The organism is Promicromonospora sp. NPDC059942, assembly GCF_042731755.1.
In the GTDB taxonomy this organism is placed as follows: Bacteria; Actinomycetota; Actinomycetes; order Actinomycetales; family Cellulomonadaceae; genus Promicromonospora.
In genome coordinates, this window is record NZ_JBHWLR010000002.1 from 116,585 (window position 1) to 136,533 (window position 19,949).

At 72.8% G+C, this 19,949-nt stretch carries 19 protein-coding genes; 8 read left to right on the forward strand and 11 right to left on the reverse strand.

Annotated features, from left to right (window positions below):
- The first annotated feature begins 34 nt into the window (after window positions 1–34).
- From ACFV9Q_RS03100 to ACFV9Q_RS03110, 3 genes are all read left to right on the forward strand, one after another.
- Window positions 35–1,327, forward strand: coding sequence for a sensor histidine kinase (locus ACFV9Q_RS03100; RefSeq protein WP_377233096.1), 1,293 nt, complete (start codon window positions 35–37; stop codon window positions 1,325–1,327).
- A complete protein-coding gene (locus tag ACFV9Q_RS03105; protein ID WP_377233097.1) occupies window positions 1,324–1,944 on the forward strand; it encodes a response regulator in 621 nt (206 codons plus the stop codon). Before ACFV9Q_RS03100 ends, ACFV9Q_RS03105 begins: the two co-directional genes overlap by 4 nt.
- 129 nt (window positions 1,945–2,073) lie before the next feature.
- Window positions 2,074–3,342 carry a hemolysin family protein gene (locus ACFV9Q_RS03110; protein ID WP_377233098.1) on the forward strand — a complete coding sequence of 423 codons (1,269 nt, stop codon included), beginning with the start codon at window positions 2,074–2,076 and terminating at the stop codon, window positions 3,340–3,342.
- A gap of 18 nt (window positions 3,343–3,360) precedes the next feature.
- Here ACFV9Q_RS03110 and rraA read toward each other — a convergent pair whose 3' ends face one another.
- Both rraA and ACFV9Q_RS03120 read right to left on the reverse strand, forming a co-directional pair.
- Window positions 3,361–3,825 carry a ribonuclease E activity regulator RraA gene (gene rraA, locus ACFV9Q_RS03115; RefSeq protein WP_377230891.1) on the reverse strand — a complete coding sequence of 155 codons (465 nt, stop codon included), beginning with the start codon at window positions 3,823–3,825 and terminating at the stop codon, window positions 3,361–3,363.
- A gap of 90 nt (window positions 3,826–3,915) precedes the next feature.
- Window positions 3,916–4,512 carry a TetR/AcrR family transcriptional regulator gene (locus ACFV9Q_RS03120; protein WP_377233099.1) on the reverse strand — a complete coding sequence of 199 codons (597 nt, stop codon included), beginning with the start codon at window positions 4,510–4,512 and terminating at the stop codon, window positions 3,916–3,918.
- Between the two features lie 78 nt (window positions 4,513–4,590).
- Here ACFV9Q_RS03120 and ACFV9Q_RS03125 point away from each other — a divergent pair, with 78 nt between their 5' ends.
- A complete protein-coding gene (locus ACFV9Q_RS03125) occupies window positions 4,591–5,469 on the forward strand; it encodes an SDR family oxidoreductase (RefSeq protein ID WP_377233100.1) in 879 nt (292 codons plus the stop codon).
- Between the two features lie 51 nt (window positions 5,470–5,520).
- Here ACFV9Q_RS03125 and ACFV9Q_RS03130 read toward each other — a convergent pair whose 3' ends face one another.
- A complete protein-coding gene (locus ACFV9Q_RS03130; RefSeq protein ID WP_377233101.1) occupies window positions 5,521–6,357 on the reverse strand; it encodes an alpha/beta fold hydrolase in 837 nt (278 codons plus the stop codon).
- Between the two features lie 86 nt (window positions 6,358–6,443).
- Window positions 6,444–7,259, reverse strand: a complete 816-nt coding sequence (locus tag ACFV9Q_RS03135) for an MBL fold metallo-hydrolase (protein WP_377233102.1) — start codon at window positions 7,257–7,259, stop codon at window positions 6,444–6,446.
- A gap of 65 nt (window positions 7,260–7,324) precedes the next feature.
- On the opposite strand from ACFV9Q_RS03135, the gene ACFV9Q_RS03140 reads away from it, so the two are divergent.
- Window positions 7,325–7,894: a TetR/AcrR family transcriptional regulator gene (locus ACFV9Q_RS03140; RefSeq protein ID WP_377233103.1), complete on the forward strand. Its 570-nt coding sequence runs from the start codon at window positions 7,325–7,327 to the stop codon at window positions 7,892–7,894.
- Window positions 7,895–7,910: 16 nt separating this feature from the next.
- On the opposite strand, the gene ACFV9Q_RS03145 is transcribed toward ACFV9Q_RS03140, so the two are convergent.
- Window positions 7,911–8,267, reverse strand: coding sequence for a VOC family protein (locus ACFV9Q_RS03145; RefSeq protein ID WP_377233104.1), 357 nt, complete (start codon window positions 8,265–8,267; stop codon window positions 7,911–7,913).
- Window positions 8,268–8,402: 135 nt separating this feature from the next.
- On the opposite strand from ACFV9Q_RS03145, the gene ACFV9Q_RS03150 reads away from it, so the two are divergent.
- Entirely contained in the window at window positions 8,403–9,074 is a 672-nt protein-coding gene (locus ACFV9Q_RS03150; RefSeq protein WP_377233105.1) for a FadR/GntR family transcriptional regulator, read from the forward strand.
- Window positions 9,075–9,107: 33 nt separating this feature from the next.
- Here the strand turns inward: ACFV9Q_RS03150 and ACFV9Q_RS03155 are convergent, their stop codons facing one another.
- Window positions 9,108–10,277: a mandelate racemase/muconate lactonizing enzyme family protein gene (locus ACFV9Q_RS03155; RefSeq protein ID WP_377233106.1), complete on the reverse strand. Its 1,170-nt coding sequence runs from the start codon at window positions 10,275–10,277 to the stop codon at window positions 9,108–9,110.
- A gap of 286 nt (window positions 10,278–10,563) precedes the next feature.
- Between ACFV9Q_RS03155 and ACFV9Q_RS03160 the strand changes: the two genes are divergently transcribed.
- Window positions 10,564–11,901, forward strand: coding sequence for a GntP family permease (locus tag ACFV9Q_RS03160; RefSeq protein WP_377233107.1), 1,338 nt, complete (start codon window positions 10,564–10,566; stop codon window positions 11,899–11,901).
- A gap of 29 nt (window positions 11,902–11,930) precedes the next feature.
- Here ACFV9Q_RS03160 and ACFV9Q_RS03165 read toward each other — a convergent pair whose 3' ends face one another.
- The 4 genes from ACFV9Q_RS03165 to ACFV9Q_RS03180 all read right to left on the reverse strand — a co-directional run bounded on the left by ACFV9Q_RS03165 (window position 11,931) and on the right by ACFV9Q_RS03180 (window position 15,701).
- Window positions 11,931–13,013: a S1C family serine protease gene (locus ACFV9Q_RS03165; protein WP_377233108.1), complete on the reverse strand. Its 1,083-nt coding sequence runs from the start codon at window positions 13,011–13,013 to the stop codon at window positions 11,931–11,933.
- Between the two features lie 119 nt (window positions 13,014–13,132).
- On the reverse strand, window positions 13,133–13,927 hold the full coding sequence (locus ACFV9Q_RS03170) for an aspartate/glutamate racemase family protein (RefSeq protein ID WP_377233109.1): 795 nt from the start codon (window positions 13,925–13,927) through the stop codon (window positions 13,133–13,135).
- Window positions 13,920–15,158, reverse strand: coding sequence for a carboxylate--amine ligase (locus tag ACFV9Q_RS03175; protein WP_377233110.1), 1,239 nt, complete (start codon window positions 15,156–15,158; stop codon window positions 13,920–13,922). Before ACFV9Q_RS03175 ends, ACFV9Q_RS03170 begins: the two co-directional genes overlap by 8 nt.
- A gap of 150 nt (window positions 15,159–15,308) precedes the next feature.
- Complete coding sequence (locus ACFV9Q_RS03180) at window positions 15,309–15,701, reverse strand: ester cyclase (protein ID WP_377233111.1); 393 nt, start codon at window positions 15,699–15,701, stop codon at window positions 15,309–15,311.
- Between the two features lie 212 nt (window positions 15,702–15,913).
- On the opposite strand from ACFV9Q_RS03180, the gene ACFV9Q_RS03185 reads away from it, so the two are divergent.
- Window positions 15,914–16,756: a helix-turn-helix transcriptional regulator gene (locus ACFV9Q_RS03185; protein WP_377233112.1), complete on the forward strand. Its 843-nt coding sequence runs from the start codon at window positions 15,914–15,916 to the stop codon at window positions 16,754–16,756.
- Window positions 16,757–16,789: 33 nt separating this feature from the next.
- On the opposite strand, the gene ACFV9Q_RS03190 is transcribed toward ACFV9Q_RS03185, so the two are convergent.
- Complete coding sequence (locus tag ACFV9Q_RS03190) at window positions 16,790–19,738, reverse strand: TIR domain-containing protein (protein WP_377233113.1); 2,949 nt, start codon at window positions 19,736–19,738, stop codon at window positions 16,790–16,792.
- Between the last annotated feature and the right edge of the window lie 211 nt (window positions 19,739–19,949).

A 19,949-nucleotide genomic window follows, 5' to 3' on the forward strand; every position in this document is an offset into this window, starting at 1 on the left:
ATGCGCGGGACCGCCTGCTGGCTATCGTGGACGGGTGACCCGCCCTTCCCCGTCCGCGGCGACGTCGTCCGCGGCGACGCGTGGCCTCGTCGTCGGGCTCGACCTCCTGCTGGTGGTCCTGGTGGTCGTCGCGGTGGTGCAGGCACCGGCCGGAGCCGGGTGGCCCGCGGCGCTCGCGGGCGGGGTGCTCCTCGCCGGCTACGTCGCGGGACGCGCCGCGGTGCGGGTGCACGAGCGGTCCGTGGACACGCCCCGGGGCACCTGGTGGCCGGACCTGACGTGGATCGTCGGCCTGACCGTCGTCTGGGTCGTGCTGCTCTGGCTGTCACCGGCGGGGCTGTGGGTCGCGTTCCCGCTGATGATCCTGCAGATGCACGTGCTCGGGCCCCGGCGGGGCGTCGTCGCCGTCGTCCTGACGGCGGTCGTGACCGTCGCCGACGGCCTGCTGACCCGGTCCGGCCCCGGGGAGCCGTGGACCGGGTACGTCCTGGGGCCGCTGCTCGGGGCGGCCGTCGCCGTGGGCGTGGTGCTCGGCATCGAGGCGTTCGTCCGCGAGGCGCAGAACCGGCAGCGCACCGTCGACGAGCTGACCCGGGCCCGCCGGCACCTCGCCCAGGCGGATCGGGAGCGGGCGGTCACGGACGAGCGCGCGCGGCTGGCCCGGGACATCCACGACACCCTCGCGCAGTCGCTGTCGGCGATCGAGCTCCTGCTGCGCGCGGCGGAGGACGGCGTGGGCTCCGACGACGCGCGGGCGCGGGAGCTCGTGGGCCAGGCGCGGTCCGCCGCGCGCGACGGCCTGGCCGAGGCCCGGCGCGTGGTGCAGGACCTGACCCCCGCCGACCTCGACCGCACCACCCTGCTGGGGGCGCTGCGCCGCGTCGCCGAGCGCACGGCGGGCGGCCGCGACGGCACCCGGTCGCGCCCCCTGGCGGTCACGGTGCACGCCGGCGGCAGGCCGCGACCGCTGCCCGTGCCGCTGGAGACCGCGCTGCTGCGCATCGCCCAGTCCGCGCTCGCCAACGTCGACGAGCACGCCGACGCGTCCCGCGCGGAGGTGACGCTGACCTACGCGCCCGGGAGCGTCACCCTGCGCGTCGCGGACGACGGCGTGGGCCTCGGCCCGGCGGCCACGGCCGGGGTTCCGGCGACGGGGACGGCGGCGGCGACCGCGTCCGGCGGGCCGGGCGCACGCGGCTTCGGCCTGCCCGCCATGCGCTCGCGGGTGCGGGAGCTCGGCGGCGAGCTCGCGCTGGAGGGTCCCGCGGGCGCCGGGACCGTCCTCACGGTCACGCTGCCGGTCCGGCCGGAGGAGGAGGCCCGATGATCGACGTCGTCGTCGCCGACGACCACCCGGTGGTCCGGGCCGGGCTGCGTGCCGTGATCGACGGCCAGCCGGACATGCGCGTCGTCCACGAGACGTCCACCGCCGAGGAGCTGCTGCGCTGGCTCGACGGCCCGGGCCGGGCCGACGTCGTCCTGCTCGACCTGCGCTTCGGCGACACCCGGATGGGCGGCGCGGAGGCCACCGGGAGCATCGTCCGGCGGCACGCCACACCCGTGCTCGTGGTCACGACCTACGGCACCGACGCCGACATCCTGGCCGCGGTGGAGGCGGGTGCCACCGGCTACCTGCTCAAGGACGCGCCGACCGAGGAGCTCGCCCGCGCGATCCGCTCCGCCGCCGCGGGCGAGGTCGCGCTCGGCGCGGGCGTCCAGCGGCGGCTGCTGGGGCGGGTGCGCGCCCCGGGCGAGACCCTCAGCGCGCGAGAGCTCGAGGTGCTGCGCCTGGTCGCGGCGGGCCGGTCCAACGACGCTGTCGCCCGCGAGCTGTTCGTCTCGGTCGCGACGGTGAAGTCGCACCTCGCGCACATCAACACCAAGCTCGGCACCCAGTCCCGCACCGAGGCGGCGGCCGCGGCGCGGGAGCGCGGGATGCTCTGACCGGCGCCCGCCGGACCCGGGTCGTGCCGGTTTGACACACGAGGTCACGGCCCATCTACTCGACGCCATGGACGACGCTCACAGTCTCTGCGCCCGTCACCCGCGCCGGACCGGGGAGGTGGGCGGCTGATGGACCAGGACACGTGGGTCAATGTCGCGCTGGTCCTGGTGTTCATCCTGGTCGGCGGCGTCTTCGCCGGCACGGAGCTCGCCCTGGTCTCGCTGCGGGAGAGCCAGATCAGCCGGCTGGAGGCCCGGGGCGGGCGCGGTGCCCGGGTCGCGGCGGTGGCCCGGGACCCCAACCGGTTCCTCGCGGCGGTGCAGATCGGCGTGACCGTGGCCGGGTTCTTCTCCGCCGCCTACGGCGCCTCGACGCTCGCGCCGGACTTCGCGCCCGTGCTGGAGGGCCTCGGGCTGCCGGCGGACGTCGCCGCGACCGCCTCGCTGATCGTGCTGACGCTCGTGATCGCCTACCTCTCGCTGGTGCTGGGCGAGCTGGTCCCCAAGCGGTTCGCGCTCCAGCGCTCCCAGGGTGTCGCCCTGGTGGTCGGCCCGCCACTGGACGTGTTCGCGAACCTGATGCGCCCGGTGGTCTGGCTGCTGTCGGTCTCCACCAACGCGGTGGTGCGGCTGCTCGGCGGCGACCCGCGGGCCACGTCCGAGGGCATGACCGAGGAGGAGCTGCGCGACGTCGTCGTGGCGCACGAGGGGCTGCCCGCCGAGGAGCGCCGCATCCTGAGCGACGTCTTCGACGCCGCGGAGCGGTCGATCAGCGAGGTGATGCGCCCGCGCGGGGAGGTGACCTTCGTGGACGGCGCCCTGACGGTGTCCGAGGTCCTGGAGATCGTGCGGGTCAGCCCGTACTCGCGCTACCCGGTCACGGGCACCGACTTCGACGACGTGACCGGCCTGCTGCACGTGCGGGACCTGTTCGGGGCCCCGGGGACGACGCCGGTGCGCGAGCTGACGCGCAGCATGCTCTACCTGCCGGCCACCGCGCACCTCATCCCGGCGCTGTCGCAGATGCGGAGGGAGCGCCGCCACCTGGCGGTGGTGGTCGACGAGTACGGCGGCACCGACGGGATCGTCACGCTCGAGGACCTCGTGGAGGAGATGGTCGGCGACATCCGGGACGAGTACGACGCGCTGGAGGGCGCGTCGCAGCAGGCCGAGGGCACGTCCGTGGTCGACGCCGGGGTCACGATCGAGGAGTTCGCCGACCGGACCGGCGTGGAGCTCGCCGACGGTCCCTACGAGACCGTCGCGGGCTACGTCGTCAGCCGGCTGGGCCGGATCGCCGAGGTGGGCGACCAGGTCCACGTCGCCGACGTCGACCTGGTCGTCACCGCGGTCCAGGGCCGGCGGCTGACCCGCCTGGAGGTGGTGCGCCGGGGCTGAGGCTTCCCGTCGGGCGCGTCAGCGCTCGACGAGGATGCCGTCCTCGTCGCTCCAGAGCCGGGCGCCCGGCCGGAACGTGACGCCGCCGAAGGCGACCTCGACGTCCGCCTCGCCCGCGCCCGTCTTGGTGCTCTTGCGCGGGTTGGTGCCCAGGGCCTTGATCCCGAGCGGGATCTCGGCCAGCGCCACGCGGTCGCGGACCGCGCCGTGGATGACCACGCCCGCCCAGCCGTTGTCGGCGGCGATCTGGGCGATCATGTCGCCCATCAGCGCGCGCTCGAGCGACCCGCCGCCGTCGACGACCAGGACGGCGCCGTCGCCCGGCGTCGAGACGATCGACTTCAGCAGCGCGTTGTCCTCGAAGCACCGCACGGTGCGCACGGGCCCCTCGAACCGAGCGACGCCGCCGTGGAGCTGGAACTGGACGGGCACGGACTGGACCGTCTCGCCGAGTTCGTCGTAGAGGTCGGCCGTTGCGGGCATGGGCATCCTTTCGCCGGGAGCTCGTCGCCTGGAGCGTAGCGCCCTTGCCCCTTGCCCCTCGTCCCTCGGCCCTCGCACCCGGTGCGTTGGTCAGCCCGCGAAGCCCGCGCTCGCGCGGTCCACGGCCGCGCGGATGGCGGCGGCGCGGTCCTCGGGCCGCTCGGCTGCGACCGCCGCCGCCGTCGCGCCGCCCATGCAGGCGCCGAGGTGCGCCGCCAGCAGCGGCCACCCCGTGCGGTCCGGGAACCGGGCGCGCAGGGCGCCGACCAGGTCGGTCTGCGCCCGCTGGAGGCGCAGCACGAGCGACGCCGGCAGGCCGCGCGACGCGGTGACAAGCTCGGCCCGCAGGTCCGCGAGCTCGTCGGCGCCGGCGCCCGGATCGTCGAAGAGATCGACGAACGCCGCCATCACCGCTCGGACGCCCTGCGCCGCGTCCGCGTCGGCGGGGAGGCCGTCGAGCGCCTGGACTGCCCGCCGGACGTGGCCCTCCAGGTAGTGGAAGAGCACGTCCTCCTTCGAGGGGAAGTGCAGGAAGAACGTGCGGCGTGCGACGCCGGCGCCGGCCGCGATGTCGTCGATCGACGTCCCGGCGACGCCTCGGTCGAGGAACAGCGCGGTGGCCGCGTCGACGATCGCGCGCCGCGTCTCGGCCCGCTTGCGCTCCCGGATCCCGGTCTCCTTGCTCATGGGCCCAGCGTAGCGCGGAGCTGATGCACTAGTGTAGAAATGCACTAGTGTATCAATGCGTCGATCAAGGAGGCGTCCATGTCGCAGCACACCGGCCGGACCTACGTGGTCACCGGCGCCGACTCCGGGATCGGCGCCGCCGTCGCCGACCGGCTCGACGGGGAGGGCGCGCGGGTCCTGCGGTGCGGCCTCGCCGACACCGCCGACGTCCGCGCCGACCTGACCAGCGCGGAGGGGCGTGCCGCCGCCGTCGCGCGGGTCCGGGAGCTGGCCCCGTCGGGGATCGACGGCGTCGCGCTCGTCGCGGGCAGCGCGGACGCGCGCATCGCCGTCGGCCTCAACTACTTCGGCACCGTCGAGCTGCTCACCGCCCTGCGCGGCGACCTGGCGCGCCGGGCCGCGCCCCGCGCCGTCGTCGTCAGCTCGGCCTCCTCGCTCTCCGCCGGCGAGGACGACCTCGTGGACGCCTGCCTCGCCGGCGACGAGGCCCGCGCCCTGGCGGTCGCGGACCGGACGGTCGCGCGCGGCCGTGGGGGAGTGGTCTACCGGTCGACCAAGATCGCCCTGAACCGGTGGCTGCGCCGCACCGCCGTCAGCGAGGAGTGGGCGGGGGCGCACATCCCGCTCAACGCCGTCGCCCCGGGCATCGTCGAGACCGGGACCGCGCGCCGCACCCTGCTCGCCGACGCCGCGAGCGTGCGTGTGCTCCGGGATGCCCTGCCGCAGCCCCTCGGCATGCCCGGCCCGGTCGAGCCGGTCGCCGCCGCCATCGCCTGGCTCCTGACGCCGGACGCCGCGTTCGTCACCGGGCAGGTCCTCTTCGTCGACGGCGGGGCGGAGGCCACGCTCCGCGGCGAGGCGCCGTTCGCGTCCGGCGTCCGCTACGGGCCGGCGCGGATGGCGCGCATGATCGCGTGGACGGTCGTGGGCCGGCTGCGTTCCCGCCGGGCGGCGTGAGCAGCGCGCCGGGCGCCCAGGTCGGTGACCTGAGCGCCCTGCGTGGTGACGTCAGTTCGTCGCGCGGGCGGCGTTCTCGATGACCTTCGCCGTCTCGGCCGGGTGCGAGACGTACCCGGCGTGCGAGGCGTCGATCGTGGTGGTGTGCGCGTTCATGCGCTCGGCGAAGAAGCGCTGAGCCACGGGGGACAGGGCGTGGTCCTGGGCCGAGACCTGGTACCAGCTCGGGATCGTCTTCCAGGCCGGCTCGACCGTGGACTCCTCCTCCAGGACGGCGACATTGGCCGGGCGCTGGGTCGCGGCCATGAGGCGGGCCTGCTGCGGGGAGAGGTCCTGGGCGAAGATCTGGCGGAAGTCCGCGGGGTCGATGGTGGCGTCGACGCCGCCCGGGTACGGCCGCAGCACCAGCGACTCGGGCTCGAGCTCGCTGCCGGGGTACTGGGTCGGGTCGTTGAACTGGCCCACGGTCTCGCCCTTGTCGGGGGCGAAGGCCGCGATGTACACCAGGGCGTCGACGTTGTCGGCACCGCTGGCGGCGTTGGTGATGACGCCGCCGCCGTAGGAGTGGCCGACCAGCACGACGTCGCCGTCGATCGAGTCGACGACGCTGCGCACGTAGTCGGCGTCCGACGCGAGGCCGCGCAGCGGGTTGCCGACGGCGATCACGGGGTAGCCGTCGCGCTGCAGCCGGTCGATCACCCCGCCGAAGCCGCTCGCGTCGGCGAAGGCGCCGTGCACGAGGACGACGGTGGGCTTGGTCGTGTCGCGGTCGGGTCGGTGGCCGCTGTCGGCCTGGGCCGCGCCGGCCCCGATACCGAGGGCGAGTGCCGCGCTCGCGGCGATGCCGATCGCAGCGCCGAGCCGGCGGGTGGAGGTCCTGAGCTTCATGGGTATGCCTCTCGTACACGTCTAGGTAGACTGACTAGTAACTCCACCGTACGTCCGATCGGCCCGAGATGCAAAAACCGTCGCGCCTACGCGCCCAGCAGCGGGATGCCCGCGTAGGCTCGCGCGTCGTGCGCGGGCACGATCCGCACGTCGGGTGGGAGCGCCGCCACCCGGGCCAGGTCTCGCCGGACGCGCGCCGGGTCGCTGTCGGCGAGCAGGCGCATCAGGAGGGGTCGTTGCGCCCCGCGCTCGATCCCGTCGAGCTGCCAGGCGAGGTCGCCGACGAAGGCGAACCGCCGGTCCGGTCGTTCGGTGACGAGGACCATGACCGAACCCGTGGTGTGGCCGGGCGCCGGCACGATCACGACGGAGCCGTCCCCGTGCAGGTCGTGGCTGGCCGGGAAGCCCAGGTGGGGCGGGCCGTCGAAGGCGTACGGCCGCACGTCGTGGCCCACGACGACGTGGCTGAACACCCGGTCGCCCCGGCTGCCGGCCGCGTACCGCAGCTCCTCGGCGGTCACGAGGACCGGCACGTCGAGGGAGTCCAGGCCGCTGACGTGGTCCCAGTGCGAGTGGGTCAGGAGCACGCCGAGCAGCCGGCCGCGGTCGTAGCCGGCGGCGTCGAGCTGCTCGCTCACGGTCGCGCCGAGGCGGTGTGGCGAGCGCCGGAACGCGGGGAGCGTGCGAATGTGCTCCTCGGCGTGCGCGCCGAACCCGGCGTCGATCAGGACGTCGCCCTTCGGGTGCCGCACCAGCGCGGCGGTGGCGGCGAACTGCCGGCGGTCGCGGAAGCTGCCGCCCCGGAAGGCCAGGGCGGCCGGGGTCTCGTAGGTGCCCGTGGGGAGCTGGAATACCTCGACCTGTGCGGGGATCTCCCCGGCCGAGGGGTCGTTGTTGGTCATGCGTGTCAGTATTGAACGATGTGTTCAACAGTGTCAACGCAGTCCAGTACTCGTAGGATCGCGCCATGACGAGCGAGACCGCAGTGGACCCGCGCATCGCCCGCACGCGGCGCGACGTCGTCGCCGCGACCAGCGCGCTCCTGCTCGACGAGGGCTGGGACGCCGTCACGCACGCCGCGGTGGCGCGGCGCGCCGGGTACTCCAAGGCGACCGTCTACACGCACTGGCCCACCCGGCTCGACCTGATCAGCGCGTCGATCGAGCAGATCTGCGACGAGGCGGACCACCCGGCGGCCACCGGCGACCTGCGGGCCGACCTCCGCGCCGGCCTGGCGGACTTCGCCGACGACCTCACGCACGGTCACCTCGACCGGCTGCTGGCGGGTGTCGTCGAGCGCGCGGGCGACAGCGAGGTCGTCGGCCGGCTGCGCACCCGGCTGTACGAGACGGGGACCAGCGGGCTGCGCGCCGTCCTCGAGTCGCACGTCGCGCAGCGCGACGTCGAACCCGCGCTCGCGCTCCTCACGGGAGCGGTGCTCGTGCTCGTGACGTTCGAGGGCAGGCCGCTGGGCACCGCGGCGATCGACGACCTCGTCGACCGGGTGCTGGCCTCCACGACGCCGCGGGCTGACTAGGGGCGGACGTCCCGGCTCACGCCGGGCTGCCGCCGAACCCGATCTCGTTCCCCTCGGGGTCGCGGTAGACCACCTTGCGGACGTCGCCGTAGACCTCGGTGTCGCTCGGCTCGATGCCGCGGGCGGAGATCGCCGCGACCCGGGCGTCGAGGTCGGTCACGTACAGCGTGTGCGTCGCGTTCCCGGCGCGCTCCGGGCGCTGTTCGAGCACGATCCAGCGGTGGGGCGCCACCTCCCACACCGCCTCGGTCGCGGTCGCCTTGAACGACGGCGGGGCGCCGAGCAGCGTCTCCCACCAGGGGTAGGTGGCCGCGTAGCTCTTCACGCAGCTCGCCGCGAAGAGTTCGTCACCGTCGGAGAGAAATTCGCTCATGGACGGGTGGACGGTGCTCCCCGGTGATATTGATCGGTCCTGCCCGGTAAACTCACCTAGGCGTCGTCGAGTGCACAGGAGCGAACCGAGTTGGCCACGAGTGAACGGGTCCCACGCAAGAGGCTGTCCGACAGGGTGGCCGACCAGCTGGAGGCGCTGATCGTCGCGGGCGACTTCCCGGTCGGCAGCAAGCTGCCCGCCGAGCCCGAGCTCGCCCAGCGGTTCGAGGTGGGCCGCAGCTCGATGCGCGAGGCGGTCCGGACGCTGGCCGCGGCGGGCTACCTGCGCAGCACGCACGGCAGCGGCGTCTACGTCACCAGCGACCGGTCGAGCCGGATCGGACCGCTCGACCTGACGCTGGCCGGCGGGTACACGATGAGCGACCTGTTCGAGGTCCGCATCGCGATCGAGAGCACCACCGCCGAGCTCGCCGCGCGCCGGCTGACCGACCACCACCACGAGCTGCTGCAGTCCATCCTGGTCGCCGCCGGCGACCCCGCCACCACCCGGGAGGAGTTCGTCCGGCTCGACGGCCGGTTCCACCGGCAGGTCGCGGAGGCGAGCGGCAACCCGCTGCTCCTGTTGGTGTGGGACTCGTTCGCGGCGCAGCACGAGGAGTACTCGCTCAAGGTGATCGGCATGCCGGGCCGCCGCGAGCGGGCACACGCGGACCATGTCGCCATCGCGGAGGCCATCGGCGACCGGGACCCCGAGCGGGCGGGTCGGCTCGCTGCCGAGCACGTCCGCACGGTGCAGCAGGAGCTGAGGTCAGGCCCGGCGGACGCCGCCGCCCGCCCGGCCCGGTAGCCGGGCGGCGACGGGCGGGCGGGCCTCGGGGCGTCAGGCCGTCCGGTACCGCTCGACGACGTCCATGTCGACCTCGATGCCCAGCCCCGGGCCGGTGGGGACGGCCACGTGGCCGTCGGTCAGGGTGAAGGGCTCGACGAGCAGGTCGTCGCGCAGCGGATTGGGTGTGCGGTCGAACTCGATCACCGGCTCGTTCTGCAGCGGGACGGCGCGCAAGCCGTACGGCGCGAGGGGGAGTGCGGCGCACACGTGCAGCCCGGCGCTCAGCGCCACGCCGCTGCCCCAGACGTGCGGCACCGTGCGCAGGTTGTACGCCGAGGCGAGGGTGGCGATGCGCTGCACCTCGGAGATGCCGCCGGCCACGCAGATGTCGGGCTGGACGATGTCGACGCAGCCGTCGGCGATGAAGTCACGGAACCCGTAGCGCGTGTACTCGGCCTCGCCGCCCGCGACCGGGACGTCGATCGCGGCCCGCACCCGGGCGTAGCCGGCCCGGTCCTCCGGCGGCACGGGCTCCTCGAAGAACTCGAACCCGGCGTCCTCCAGCACCCGGCCCATGGCCACCGCGGTGCTCGACGTGTACGCGTGGTTGGCGTCGGCCAGCAGGCTGAAGTCCTCGCCGAGGGCCTCGCGCACGGCGGCGACGCGGCGCGCGTCCTCGCGCACGGGCAGCAGGCCCACCTTCATCTTGAGCATCGAGAACCCCGACTCGGCGTACCGCGACACCTCGTCCTGCAGCGCGGGGAGGTCCCGGGCCGGGTCCAGGTCGGTGTGCCGGTAGTAGCCGCCCGTGCCGTAGGCGCGCACGCGCTCGCGGAACCGGCCGCCCAGCAGGGTCGAGACGGGCGCCCCGAGGTACTTGCCGGCGAGGTCCCACAGGGCGATGTCGATTGCGCTGATGGCCTCGACGTAGGTGCCCTTCTGGCCGAAGTCGCGCGTGGAGGAGTACAGCTGCTCCCACACCACGGCGGGGTCCGTCGTACCCAGCTCCAGCAGCCGCGGGCCCAGGACGGCGTCGACGGCCGCCTGAACAGGCTCCGCGGGGCCGTACTGCCCGCCCTCGCCCCAGCCGACCACGCCGTCGTCGGTGGTGAGCCGGACCAGCAGGCTGTTGCGCTCGGGGAACTCCGCCTGGGAGGAGTAGAAGCGCTCGGCTCCCAGCGGCACCTTCAGCACGAACGTCTCGACCCGATCGATCTTCATCTCGCTCCTCTGCTCGGAAACCGGCAGCATCGTCCTGCCGGCTCTCGACCGACGATAACAGGTCATCAGAGGACTTGATCCCGGCAGGAGTCGTCGTGAACCGCTGTCTCATATAGAAACCGGCGAGTTGACCGTTCGTCCGGACGCCCGCTACGGTGCAAGTCATCTGAGGAGTCAACCAGGGTCCAATGGCGGATCGCAGGACAGCATCCATCGTCACCCGACCCTCGGAGTCCTACCTACCGGGGCCGCCCGTGCGCGGCCCCCACCACGGAAGCAGGTGGCGATGGTGTCGGCATCATGGCTGATCATCGACTTCGTTCTGGTCTTCGTGGCGATCGCGCTGCTGATCGTCCGGCTCAAGCTCAACCCGGCGCTCGCGCTGCTCCTCGGGACGATCGTCCTGGGGATCACCACGGGCATCCCCCTCGACGACGTGGTCGCGGGGATCAACGAGGGCTTCGGGTCCCTCATGGCCGAGGTCGGCCTGCTCATCTCGCTCGGCGTGATCATGGGCCTGCTCATGTCGAGCTACGGCGCGGTCCAGCGGATCGTGGGCGGCATCCTCAAGGTCTTCGGGACCAGGGGGTCGCCCTACGCGTTCGGCCTGACGCTCTCGACGGTGACCCCGGCGATCTATTTCGACGTGCTGCTCGTGCTCGTCGCGCCGATCGCCCGCCGGGTCGCCCGGATCACGGGACGTCCGGTCGCCTCCCTGGCCGGGCCGGTGTCCATGGGTCTTGCCGCCGGCAACGCCCTGGTGATCCCGGGTGCCGCGATGCTCGCCTACCTCGGCACGCTCTCCCTCTCGCCGAGCGACCTGCTCGTCCCCGGCTTCCTCGTCGCCGTCCCCTCCGTGGCGCTGTCGATCTTCCTCTACGTCGGGGCGATGGAGCGCCTGCGGTGGTGGAACCCGGCCCGGGACGAGGAGGCCGTGGACGAGCAGGTCCTGGTCGAGGCCGAGCCGGACGAGACCCGCCTGCCGTCCATGCCGGTCGCGCTGGCGCCGGTGCTCGTGGTGCTCGTGCTCATCGTCGCCGCGATCGTCGCGCCGCTCGTCGGGGTGGACAACGCCGTGGTGCAGTTCATCGGGAGCCCCGTGATCGCGCTGCTCGCCGGCGCCCTGACCGCCCTGGTCATCACGGCGCTCAGGTCGGGGCTGGCGGGTCAGGCCGACGTGGTGAACAAGGCGCTCGAGACCGTCGGCACCATCCTTGTTGTCACCGCCGTGTCGGGCTCGCTCGGCCAGATCATCGCGGGCACCGGCATGCAGGACGTGCTGGCCAACCTCTTCGAGGCGAACTCGGCGCTCCCGCTGCTGGCCGTGTGGTTCATCGCCGCCGTCATGCGGATGGCCATCGGAGGTCAGACCGTCGCAGGAATCACGGCGATCAGCATCATCGCCCCGCTGGTCGACGGGCTCGGCCTGAGCCCCGTGCTCGTGGTCCTCGCCGCCGGCGCGGGCGGGATCTTCGGCGGTCAGTTCAGCGACAACGCGTTCTGGATGCTGCGCAGCCTCTTCGGGCTGTCCACCCGCGGCACCCTCAAGACGTACACGCTGGGCCAGTCGATCCTCTCCGTCGTGGCGCTGGTCGCGGTCCTGGCCGCCGACATCTTCGTCTGAGGCGGCCGGTCCCGCCGGGCCGACGTGACTCAGCTCAGGGTCACCGTCACCTGGCGGGACCGCCCGTCCCGCAAGACCTCCACCTCCACCTCGTCGCCGTCGGCGGCGTGCACGACGACCCGCGCCAGCGTCGCGTCGGTCGGACCGGCCTGGCCGTCCAGGCTGGTGATCAGGTCGCCCACCCGGAGGCCGGCGGCCTGCGCGGCCCCGCCGTCGGTCACCGCGGTGACGACGAGCCCCGGCGGCACGCCGAACCGCGCGGCGGCGGACGCCGGGAGCTCGGAGACGGTCATCCCGAAGGACGGGTGCGCGACCCGGCCGTGCTCGATCAGCTCGTCGGTGATCGCCCGGACCGTGCCCACGGGAACCGCGAACCCGATCCCGACGCTGCCGCCCACCGGCTGCCCCGCGCTGTCGGGCACCGTAGAGATCGCGGTGTTCACCCCGACCAGGCGTCCGTCGCAGTCGACCAGCGCGCCGCCGGAGTTGCCGGGGTTGATCGAGGCGTCCGTCTGGATCGCCCCGGTCAGGACGGTGGTGCCGCCCTCGCCGGTGGGCACCGTCACCGAGCGGCCGGTCGCGCTGACGATGCCCGCCGTCACCGTGCTGGACAGCCCCAGCGGCGCACCGAGCGCGACGACGGGCTCCCCGATGGCGACGTCGTCGGAGCCGGCGAGCTCGATGGCGGGCAGCGCACGCCCGGGCTCGACGTCCAGCACGGCGAGGTCGGTCTGGGGGTCGCGTCCGACCAGCTCGGCGGGCAGGCGCTCGCCGTCGGCCAGGATCACCTCGATCCGGCCGTCGGGGACGGCCGGCGTGATGACGTGGTCGTTGGTGACCACGGCGCCGTCCGCGGTGAGGATCGCGCCGCTGCCCGTGCCGGACTCCGCGCCCGTCGCGCTGATCGTGACGATCGTCGGCAGGACGCGCGGGGCCACCTCGGCCACGTCGCAGCTACCCACCGGCTCGGACGCGTCCGGGTCCGCCGCGAGCCGGGCGCCGAGCACGCCTCCGGCCAGGCCCAGCGCCAGGGCCCCGAGGGCCGCGCCGGTCGCCAGGGCCGGGCCACGCCACCGGCGACGCCGGCGCTCGGGGGACGGCTGCGCGCACATCGTTCCTCCCCGGGAGTGGCCGCGCACGGGCGTGCGGTGCCGGGCGCTGGACCGCCTTCAGGCTCGCACGGGAACGGCGTGGCGGCGACGGCACGGGGCGACGGCACGGCGGCCCGTCGTCAGCCCGCGGGGCGCAGCCGCCGTCCCGCCCGGAGCACCGTCGCGCGGGCCAGCTCGTCGAGGGCGTCCACGAGCACGACGCCGGGCAGGCGGTCCGGCGGGGTCGCCTCCGCCGCGACCGACAGCTCGGTGCACCCGAGCACGACCGCGCCGGCGCCGCGCGATCGCAGGTCGGCGACCACGCCCGCCAGCGCCGTCAGGTCGCCGCCGCGGCCCGCCTTGATGCCGTCGTAGATCAGGGCGGTCACGGCCGCCTGTCCGGCGACGTCCGGCACGAGGGTCTTGACGCCGTGGGCGCTGAAGGCGTCCAGGTAGACGCCCGACGCGATCGTCCCCTCGGTCGCCAGCAGGCCGACCACCTCGGGCCGCGGCCCGCTGAAGCGAGCGGTCCAGGTGTCGCACACCGCGGACACCGCCGCATCCACGGCGGTCAGCAGCAGGGCCGGCGTCGCCGCGGCGACCGCGCCGGCGAAGGCGTGCGCCGTGTTGCACGGCAGGACGAGGAGGTCGGCCCCGAGCCCGGCGAGCCGCCGCGCGTCGGCGGCGAGCACCGGCCCGGGGTCGTCGGCGGAGCGCCCCAGCACGAACGCCGTCCGGTCCGGGACGGTCGCGTGCTGCAGCACCGCCATGTCGACGTGGTCCTGGTCGCGCGCCGCGTCGGTCAGCCGGACGACGCGCTCCATGAACAGGACCGTCGCGAGCGGCCCGACCCCGCCGAGCACGCCGACCAGCGTCCCCGCGGGGCCGGAACCCGGTCTGTCGTCGCCGGGCGACGGCGCGCCGTCGTCAGGCAACGTCGCGCTCCCCGGACGGGACGGGCTCATCGGGCCGCCCGTTCGCCTCGCCCGCCTCCGGCGCGGGGTGGTACTGCGAGAACTTGCGCACCTGGTTCAGCTCCGCGAGCCGCACCCAGGCGTCGCGCCGCGGCGACCGGTCCCGGCCGTACTTGAGCGGGTGCACCGCGCGGGCGCGGCGCACCTCGGCGCGCACCGACTTGTCCGCCAGGTACCGGTCCAGGAGGAAGCCCGGGACGATCCGGTACAGCACCTCCAGCGGTTCGGCGGCCGGCGGCCAGAACCCGGTCAGGTGGTCGCCCATCCAGTAGGCGGCGGGGTTCAGGCCGCTCGCCGTCAGGTAGTAGTTGGACCGCCCCGTGCGCGGGTTCAGCTCGAAGAAGTGCCCGACGCCGGTCCGCGGGTCCACCTTGACGTCGAAGTTCGCGAACCCCGTCCAACCCAGGTGCTCCACCAGCCGGCGGGCGTCCGCCTCGACCTGGGGGAGCGGCCCGGTGAGGATCGCGGCGGGGTTGCCCAACGTCCCGGGCGTGTGCTCCTCCAGCAACACCCGGCCGCCCCACGCCATGCGCACCGCGCCCGTGCGGTCCGAGTAGGTGGTCATGATCCGCATCTGCGAGTCGTCGCCGGGCACGTACTCCTGGATGATCATCGGCCGCCGGTAGCCCGCGTCCCCGGCCGCCGTCAGCAGCGCGGCCAGCTCCTCGCGGTCCTGCACCAGGTGCACCTTCGCCTTGCCGTGGAACGACACCTGGTGCCACGCCGTGTTGTCGCCGGGCTTGGCGATCAGCGGGTAGCGCAGGTCGAGGTCGCCGACCGGCTCGCCGCCGTCGCGCACCTCGGTGCGGGGGTGCGGCACCCCGATCTCCTGGCACAGCTCGGAGAACCGCTGCTTGTCCATCACCCGGTCGAGCAGCTCGACCGACGGGTAGGGCACGACCGCGACGTCCTCCAGGCGTTCGCGGTGCTCCGCGAGCGCCCGCACGTACCAGTCCACGCAGGTGAGCACGATGACCGGGCCCGGTCCGGCGGCGGCGATCCGGCGGATCAGCTCGACCAGGACGTCGGGCTCGTCGAGGCGCGGTTCGACGACGTTACGGATGATGCCGGAGTGCGCGACGTTCGGCGTCGGGCGGATGGACACGACGGTCGACCGGACCCCGTAGCCCTCGTGGAAGGCGCGCGCGAGGCTGTAGGCACCGGCGTCGCCACCGAGGATGACTGGGTGCACTGCTTTGTTCCTCATGTCATCTCACACGTCCGAGGCGCCTGAAACGTTGTGTCACAGAGGGGGTGAAGTGGAAAAGTCGGACATCCGGGGGCCGGGAACGGGGATGGCCCGGCCGTCGGCCGGGCCATCCGCCGTCCTTCCCCCCGTCGCCTACGGGGCGAGCTGGGTGCGGAGCGCGTCGGTGTCCATCAGGTACCACATGTGCTTGAACCGGCCGTCCTCGACCTCGTAGAACGCGGTCTCGGACAACGTGACGGTCGCGCCGGTGGGCGCCAGGCCGTTCCACTCCCGCTCGGGCGTCCCGGTGTCGACGAGCCGGGCGGCGACGTGGCCGCCGTCGACCAGGAGCTCCTTGATCTCCCAGGTCAGGTCCGGGACGGCGTCGGTGTGCCGGCGGAACTCGGCGACCATGTCGTCGCGGGCGACCGGGGTGCCGTTCATGATGACCTCGTCGTGCGCGAACTCGTCCATGCGGTCGAAGTCGCGCTTGTTCGCCAGGTCCACGTACCGCCGGTAGAAGTCGCGCAGCTCCTCCGGCGTCATGCCCGCGCTCACAGGAGGACCGCCACGGAGGGGGCGGGCACGAGGCGAGTGTTCTTCATTGCTCTTCCGATCTGTTGGTTCGTCCGTCGGTGGGTCTCACCGGCCGGGTGCTCCGAGTCTCGCCCCGCGCCGTCCGGAGCAAAATGAACCTGTCGAGCCTCGTACTGGCAGGGCTACCCTCGGCCGCACGCCCGCGTGGTACGACTGGACGCATGGTCGTGAACTCCAGCGAGCTCGCCAGCAGCCTGCGGGCGTGGCGTGACCGGGTCTCGCCCGGTGAGGCGGGCCTCGTCGCCGGGGGACGACGGCGCGTGCCCGGCCTCCGGAGGCAGGAGGTCGCCCAGCTCGCGGGGCTGTCGGTCGAGTACCTCGCCCGCCTGGAGCAGGGCCGTGCCGGTCACCCCTCGGCGTCCGTGCTGCTGTCGCTGGCCCGTGTGCTGCGGCTGTCCGACCAGGAGCGCGTGCACCTGTTCCGGCTCGGGGACCAGGCGGAGCCGCTGTCCGGGCAGGTCAAGCGGCACATCACGCCCAGCGTGCAGCGCATCCTGGACCGGCTCACCGACACGCCGGTGACCGTCGTCGACGCGTCGTGGCACTGCGTCACGTCCAACGCCCTGGCCTACGCCCTGACCGGGGACACGTCGGCCCTGCCGCTGCGGGAGCAGAACCTCGCGTGGATCATCTTCACGCACCGGTCCACCCGCTACGTGCGGACCGAGGAGGAGGAACGCCTCCTGCGGCTGGAGGTGGTCGCGGACCTGCGGGAGGCGTGGGTCCGGTACCCGGAGGACACCGAGCTGCGCGAGCTCGTCGCGGACCTGAAGGAGGCCAGCGACGACTTCGCCGACCTGTGGGAGCGGCGTCTGCCCCCGCAGCCCGCCCCGGGCCACCGGACGTTCCTCCACCCGGAGATCGGCCCGATCACCCTCGACGCCGACTTCCTCACGGTCCGGGACAGCGACCTGCGGCTCATCGTGTACACCGCCGCACCGGGCACCGAGGCCGCCGGGCAGCTCGACCTCCTCGCGACGATCGGGCTGCAGCAGTTCAGCTGATTTCCGGAGCGCGGCTGCACTTTTTGCGGTCGCTCACCTCGGCCGGTCGCAGGACAGATCGTCCGGAGCCTCGATGCTGGCCACGGAGCTCCACTCCGCGGGCGAGGGTTGGCGGCCGGCCGCCCGACACGCCGCCCTGACCACATCCTCTGGTTTCAGCGACCAGCGTGAGACAGCGGTGTTGGCGGCGACGGAGTAGATCGAGTCCTGTGTGGTGAGCAGGGAGGCAGTCTCCCACTGCACGTTCGCGATCGATGCGTTCCGGCGCTCCAAGGGGTACTCCCCGAGCGACGCGCCCGTCGACATGTCGAACAGCTCGACCGTTCCGGTGAACTTCACCCGGGCGATGGCGTCTGTGCCTGGAATCGTGGCGACCGCCATGCCGTAGTCCCCGTGCATGGTGATCGACGATGCCACCTTGAGCGCGCGTCCGTCGACGACATCGATCCCGTCGCCGTGCACGACGGCGATCTCCTCACCGAGATGAAGGACGCCGGAGGGCCCCTCGACGGGAAGTCGGGGGCCTGTGCCGCCGGACCTCATGTCGACCACGTAGGCACCGCTCGCGTCGTCGGCCACGAGCGCCATGGACTGTCCGTCGGGGCTCAAGGACGCAAGGCTGGGCCCGGTGGGGAGACCTGGGAACTCGGACTCGGGTGTGGCCGGGATCTCCGGTTCGATCTCACGTACGAGCCTTCCCGTGGCCCAGTCGCGGATGGCGATCTCGCGGTCAGCTCCGACGACGATGACGGAGCTGCCGTCGATCCATGCTCCCAGCGTGTCGTCCCCGTTCAGCTTCTGCGGCGGAGAGGGTCTGCTCCACACTTTCTCGACGGTGTCGTCCGGGTTGAGGATCCAGCCCTGGTCGACCGAGACAAGGAGAAGCTCTCGGTTCGGGAGCCAGATCGGCCGCAGCTCTGTCTGGCCCTGTTGTTGAGCCCCATCGGCGCGCCGAACCATGAGCTGCCCCGCGCCGGCGACCGCCATCGACCTCTCGTCCGGCGAGACCGCGAGCATCGCGCTGAATCCGGCCGTGCCCCCGTCTGGGGCGACCAGATCGAGGTCCTCGCGGAGCGCAGGCTTCGGTGGCGATATGTCCCAGAAGGTCAGCTCCGACTGATCTGCGGTGACGACCTCGTGATCGGAGAGAAAGATCGCCGCATCGGGCTGGCCTGCCCCGGTGAGCTTCCATGCATTCGGTTCGTCGTAGGGCTCGTCCAGCGAGGTCACCCACGTCTCGTCGCCCCCCGCGACCAGGTAGCGCGTCCCGGAGTCGCTGATCGCGAAGACGGTCGTCCTGTCGGCGCTGGAACGTATCGGGTTGTTGACATGGGCGCCAGGCAGGGCGCCAGGGTTGAGATCGTTCTCGATCGTCATCCGCACGGGTTCGGTGTAGTGGAACCCGTCGCCAGGCTCGGTGCGGGCACCCGTGAAGTTGGGGTACACGGACAGGTCGAACCACGCGTGGCCGTAATACCTTGCGTTCGGTGACAGCGCGAGCTCGGCGCCGTTCATCGGGGCGAGTCCCTGTTCGCTCGAGGCGAGGACACTCAGGTCATTCCGCCTGAGACGGTGCCAGTTCCCTTCCATCCCGGCGAGAGTGATGACGTCGTCGTCCATCGCGATCTTGTCGACGCTCGAGGTCCAGGGCAGTTTCTTCCGGACCAGCGATTCGCCTCCGTCCGTGCTGAAGGACTGGATACGCCAGGCTGGATCGTCTTCCCAGAAATATGCGAGACGGGTCGCGGTCGTCAGCGAGGAGCCGTCGGGGGACAAGCCGACCGCCTGAGCCCCAGGGAATCGTGTGGACGTGCGGTGTCCGTCCACCCAGAGGACGGTTCTGTCCTTCGTCGAGACAGCGACAACGGTCCCGTCCTTGCTTGTCGCGATGTCCGTCGGTGCATTTCCGTCGTCAGCGGCCGGGCCTTGCCCGATCGGGCCGAGATCGGTGAGGTGTTCCTTCGGAACCGACCACCGGAAGACACGGTCACCGGCGACACCGACGACTGAGTGTGGTGCTGCGGTGAGCAGTGTCCGCCCCACGTCGTTCGTCGTGACCTCGGAGGGGATCGTCACCTCGGCCCGACGGAGCGGGTTGGCGCTGGTGGCCTGGTACAGGGCACTCCTCGTCGCGGGGTCGAGGCGGTACGCCTCGACCGCCAGGAGCTTCGCCAGGTCGTCGTCTGTGGCGGACAGCTCGAGTGCCGCGTTCGCGAACGACCTCGCGTTCGCGACGGTGTTGCGTGCTTCGGACCTCTGCCACTGGTCGAAGGCGACTCCGGCCGCCACCGTGACCACGACGACCGCCGCGACGAGAGCTGCGCGGATCCGGGCCCCACGACGGTTCTCCGCCTGCAGCCATTCCATCCGGTAGTTGACCAACAGATCCTTCTCGACGCCGCGGATGGGGCCGGCGAAGCTGGCGAGGAGGCGGGAGAGCTCGGGTCCGTGCGTCCTGCGAGGCCGTTCGGTCTGCGTGAGCAGGTGCAGGTTCTCGTACTTCGGCTCGGTCGAGGTGGTCTCGAGGAGGAACCCCGGGAGAGCGAGCTCCTGACCCCGTTCGGCAACGAGGTCGGCCGCCTCCGGCGTCCACGCCACCTGGCCCCGTGCCACACCGATCAGCAGCCGGTCCCAGGACTGATGCTTGGCCCACCACCACCGCAGCTCGAGCGCCACGTACTCGGACGTGGCCGCGTCCGGCGACGCGATCAGGATCAACCATTCAGAGTTCTCCAGCGCCGCCTGGATCGTCGCGTCGAGAGCGCCGCCCGCCGCGAGGTTCGCCTCGTCGCGGTAGATCCGCAGCGACCGCTCCCGCTGCACCCAGGCGAACGACTCGAGCTGACGGTGCAGTTCGCGTGCCACTCCGATGTCCTTGTGGCTGTAGCTGATGAAGGCGTCGTATGTGGAGCTGTGAGGGGTGTCTTGGCCACGGTCGGCGCTCGATCCACGAGCGGGTCGGAACCTCACTCGGTGCCACACGACGGGAGCAGCGGTGTGCGCGAGATGGGCAGCATGGCACTCCAAGGTCCGTTGACCTGCAAGAACGGGTGACGTGGATCTCGACGCGATGGTATGTGCCGTGGTGCGGGCCTTCAATCATCCCTGGGTGATACGGCCCGGAAACTGCACAGAACCCCACCCGCCCCGGGCTGCGTCTATGGTGCATGACGCCAACCAAGCGGGGTCCACG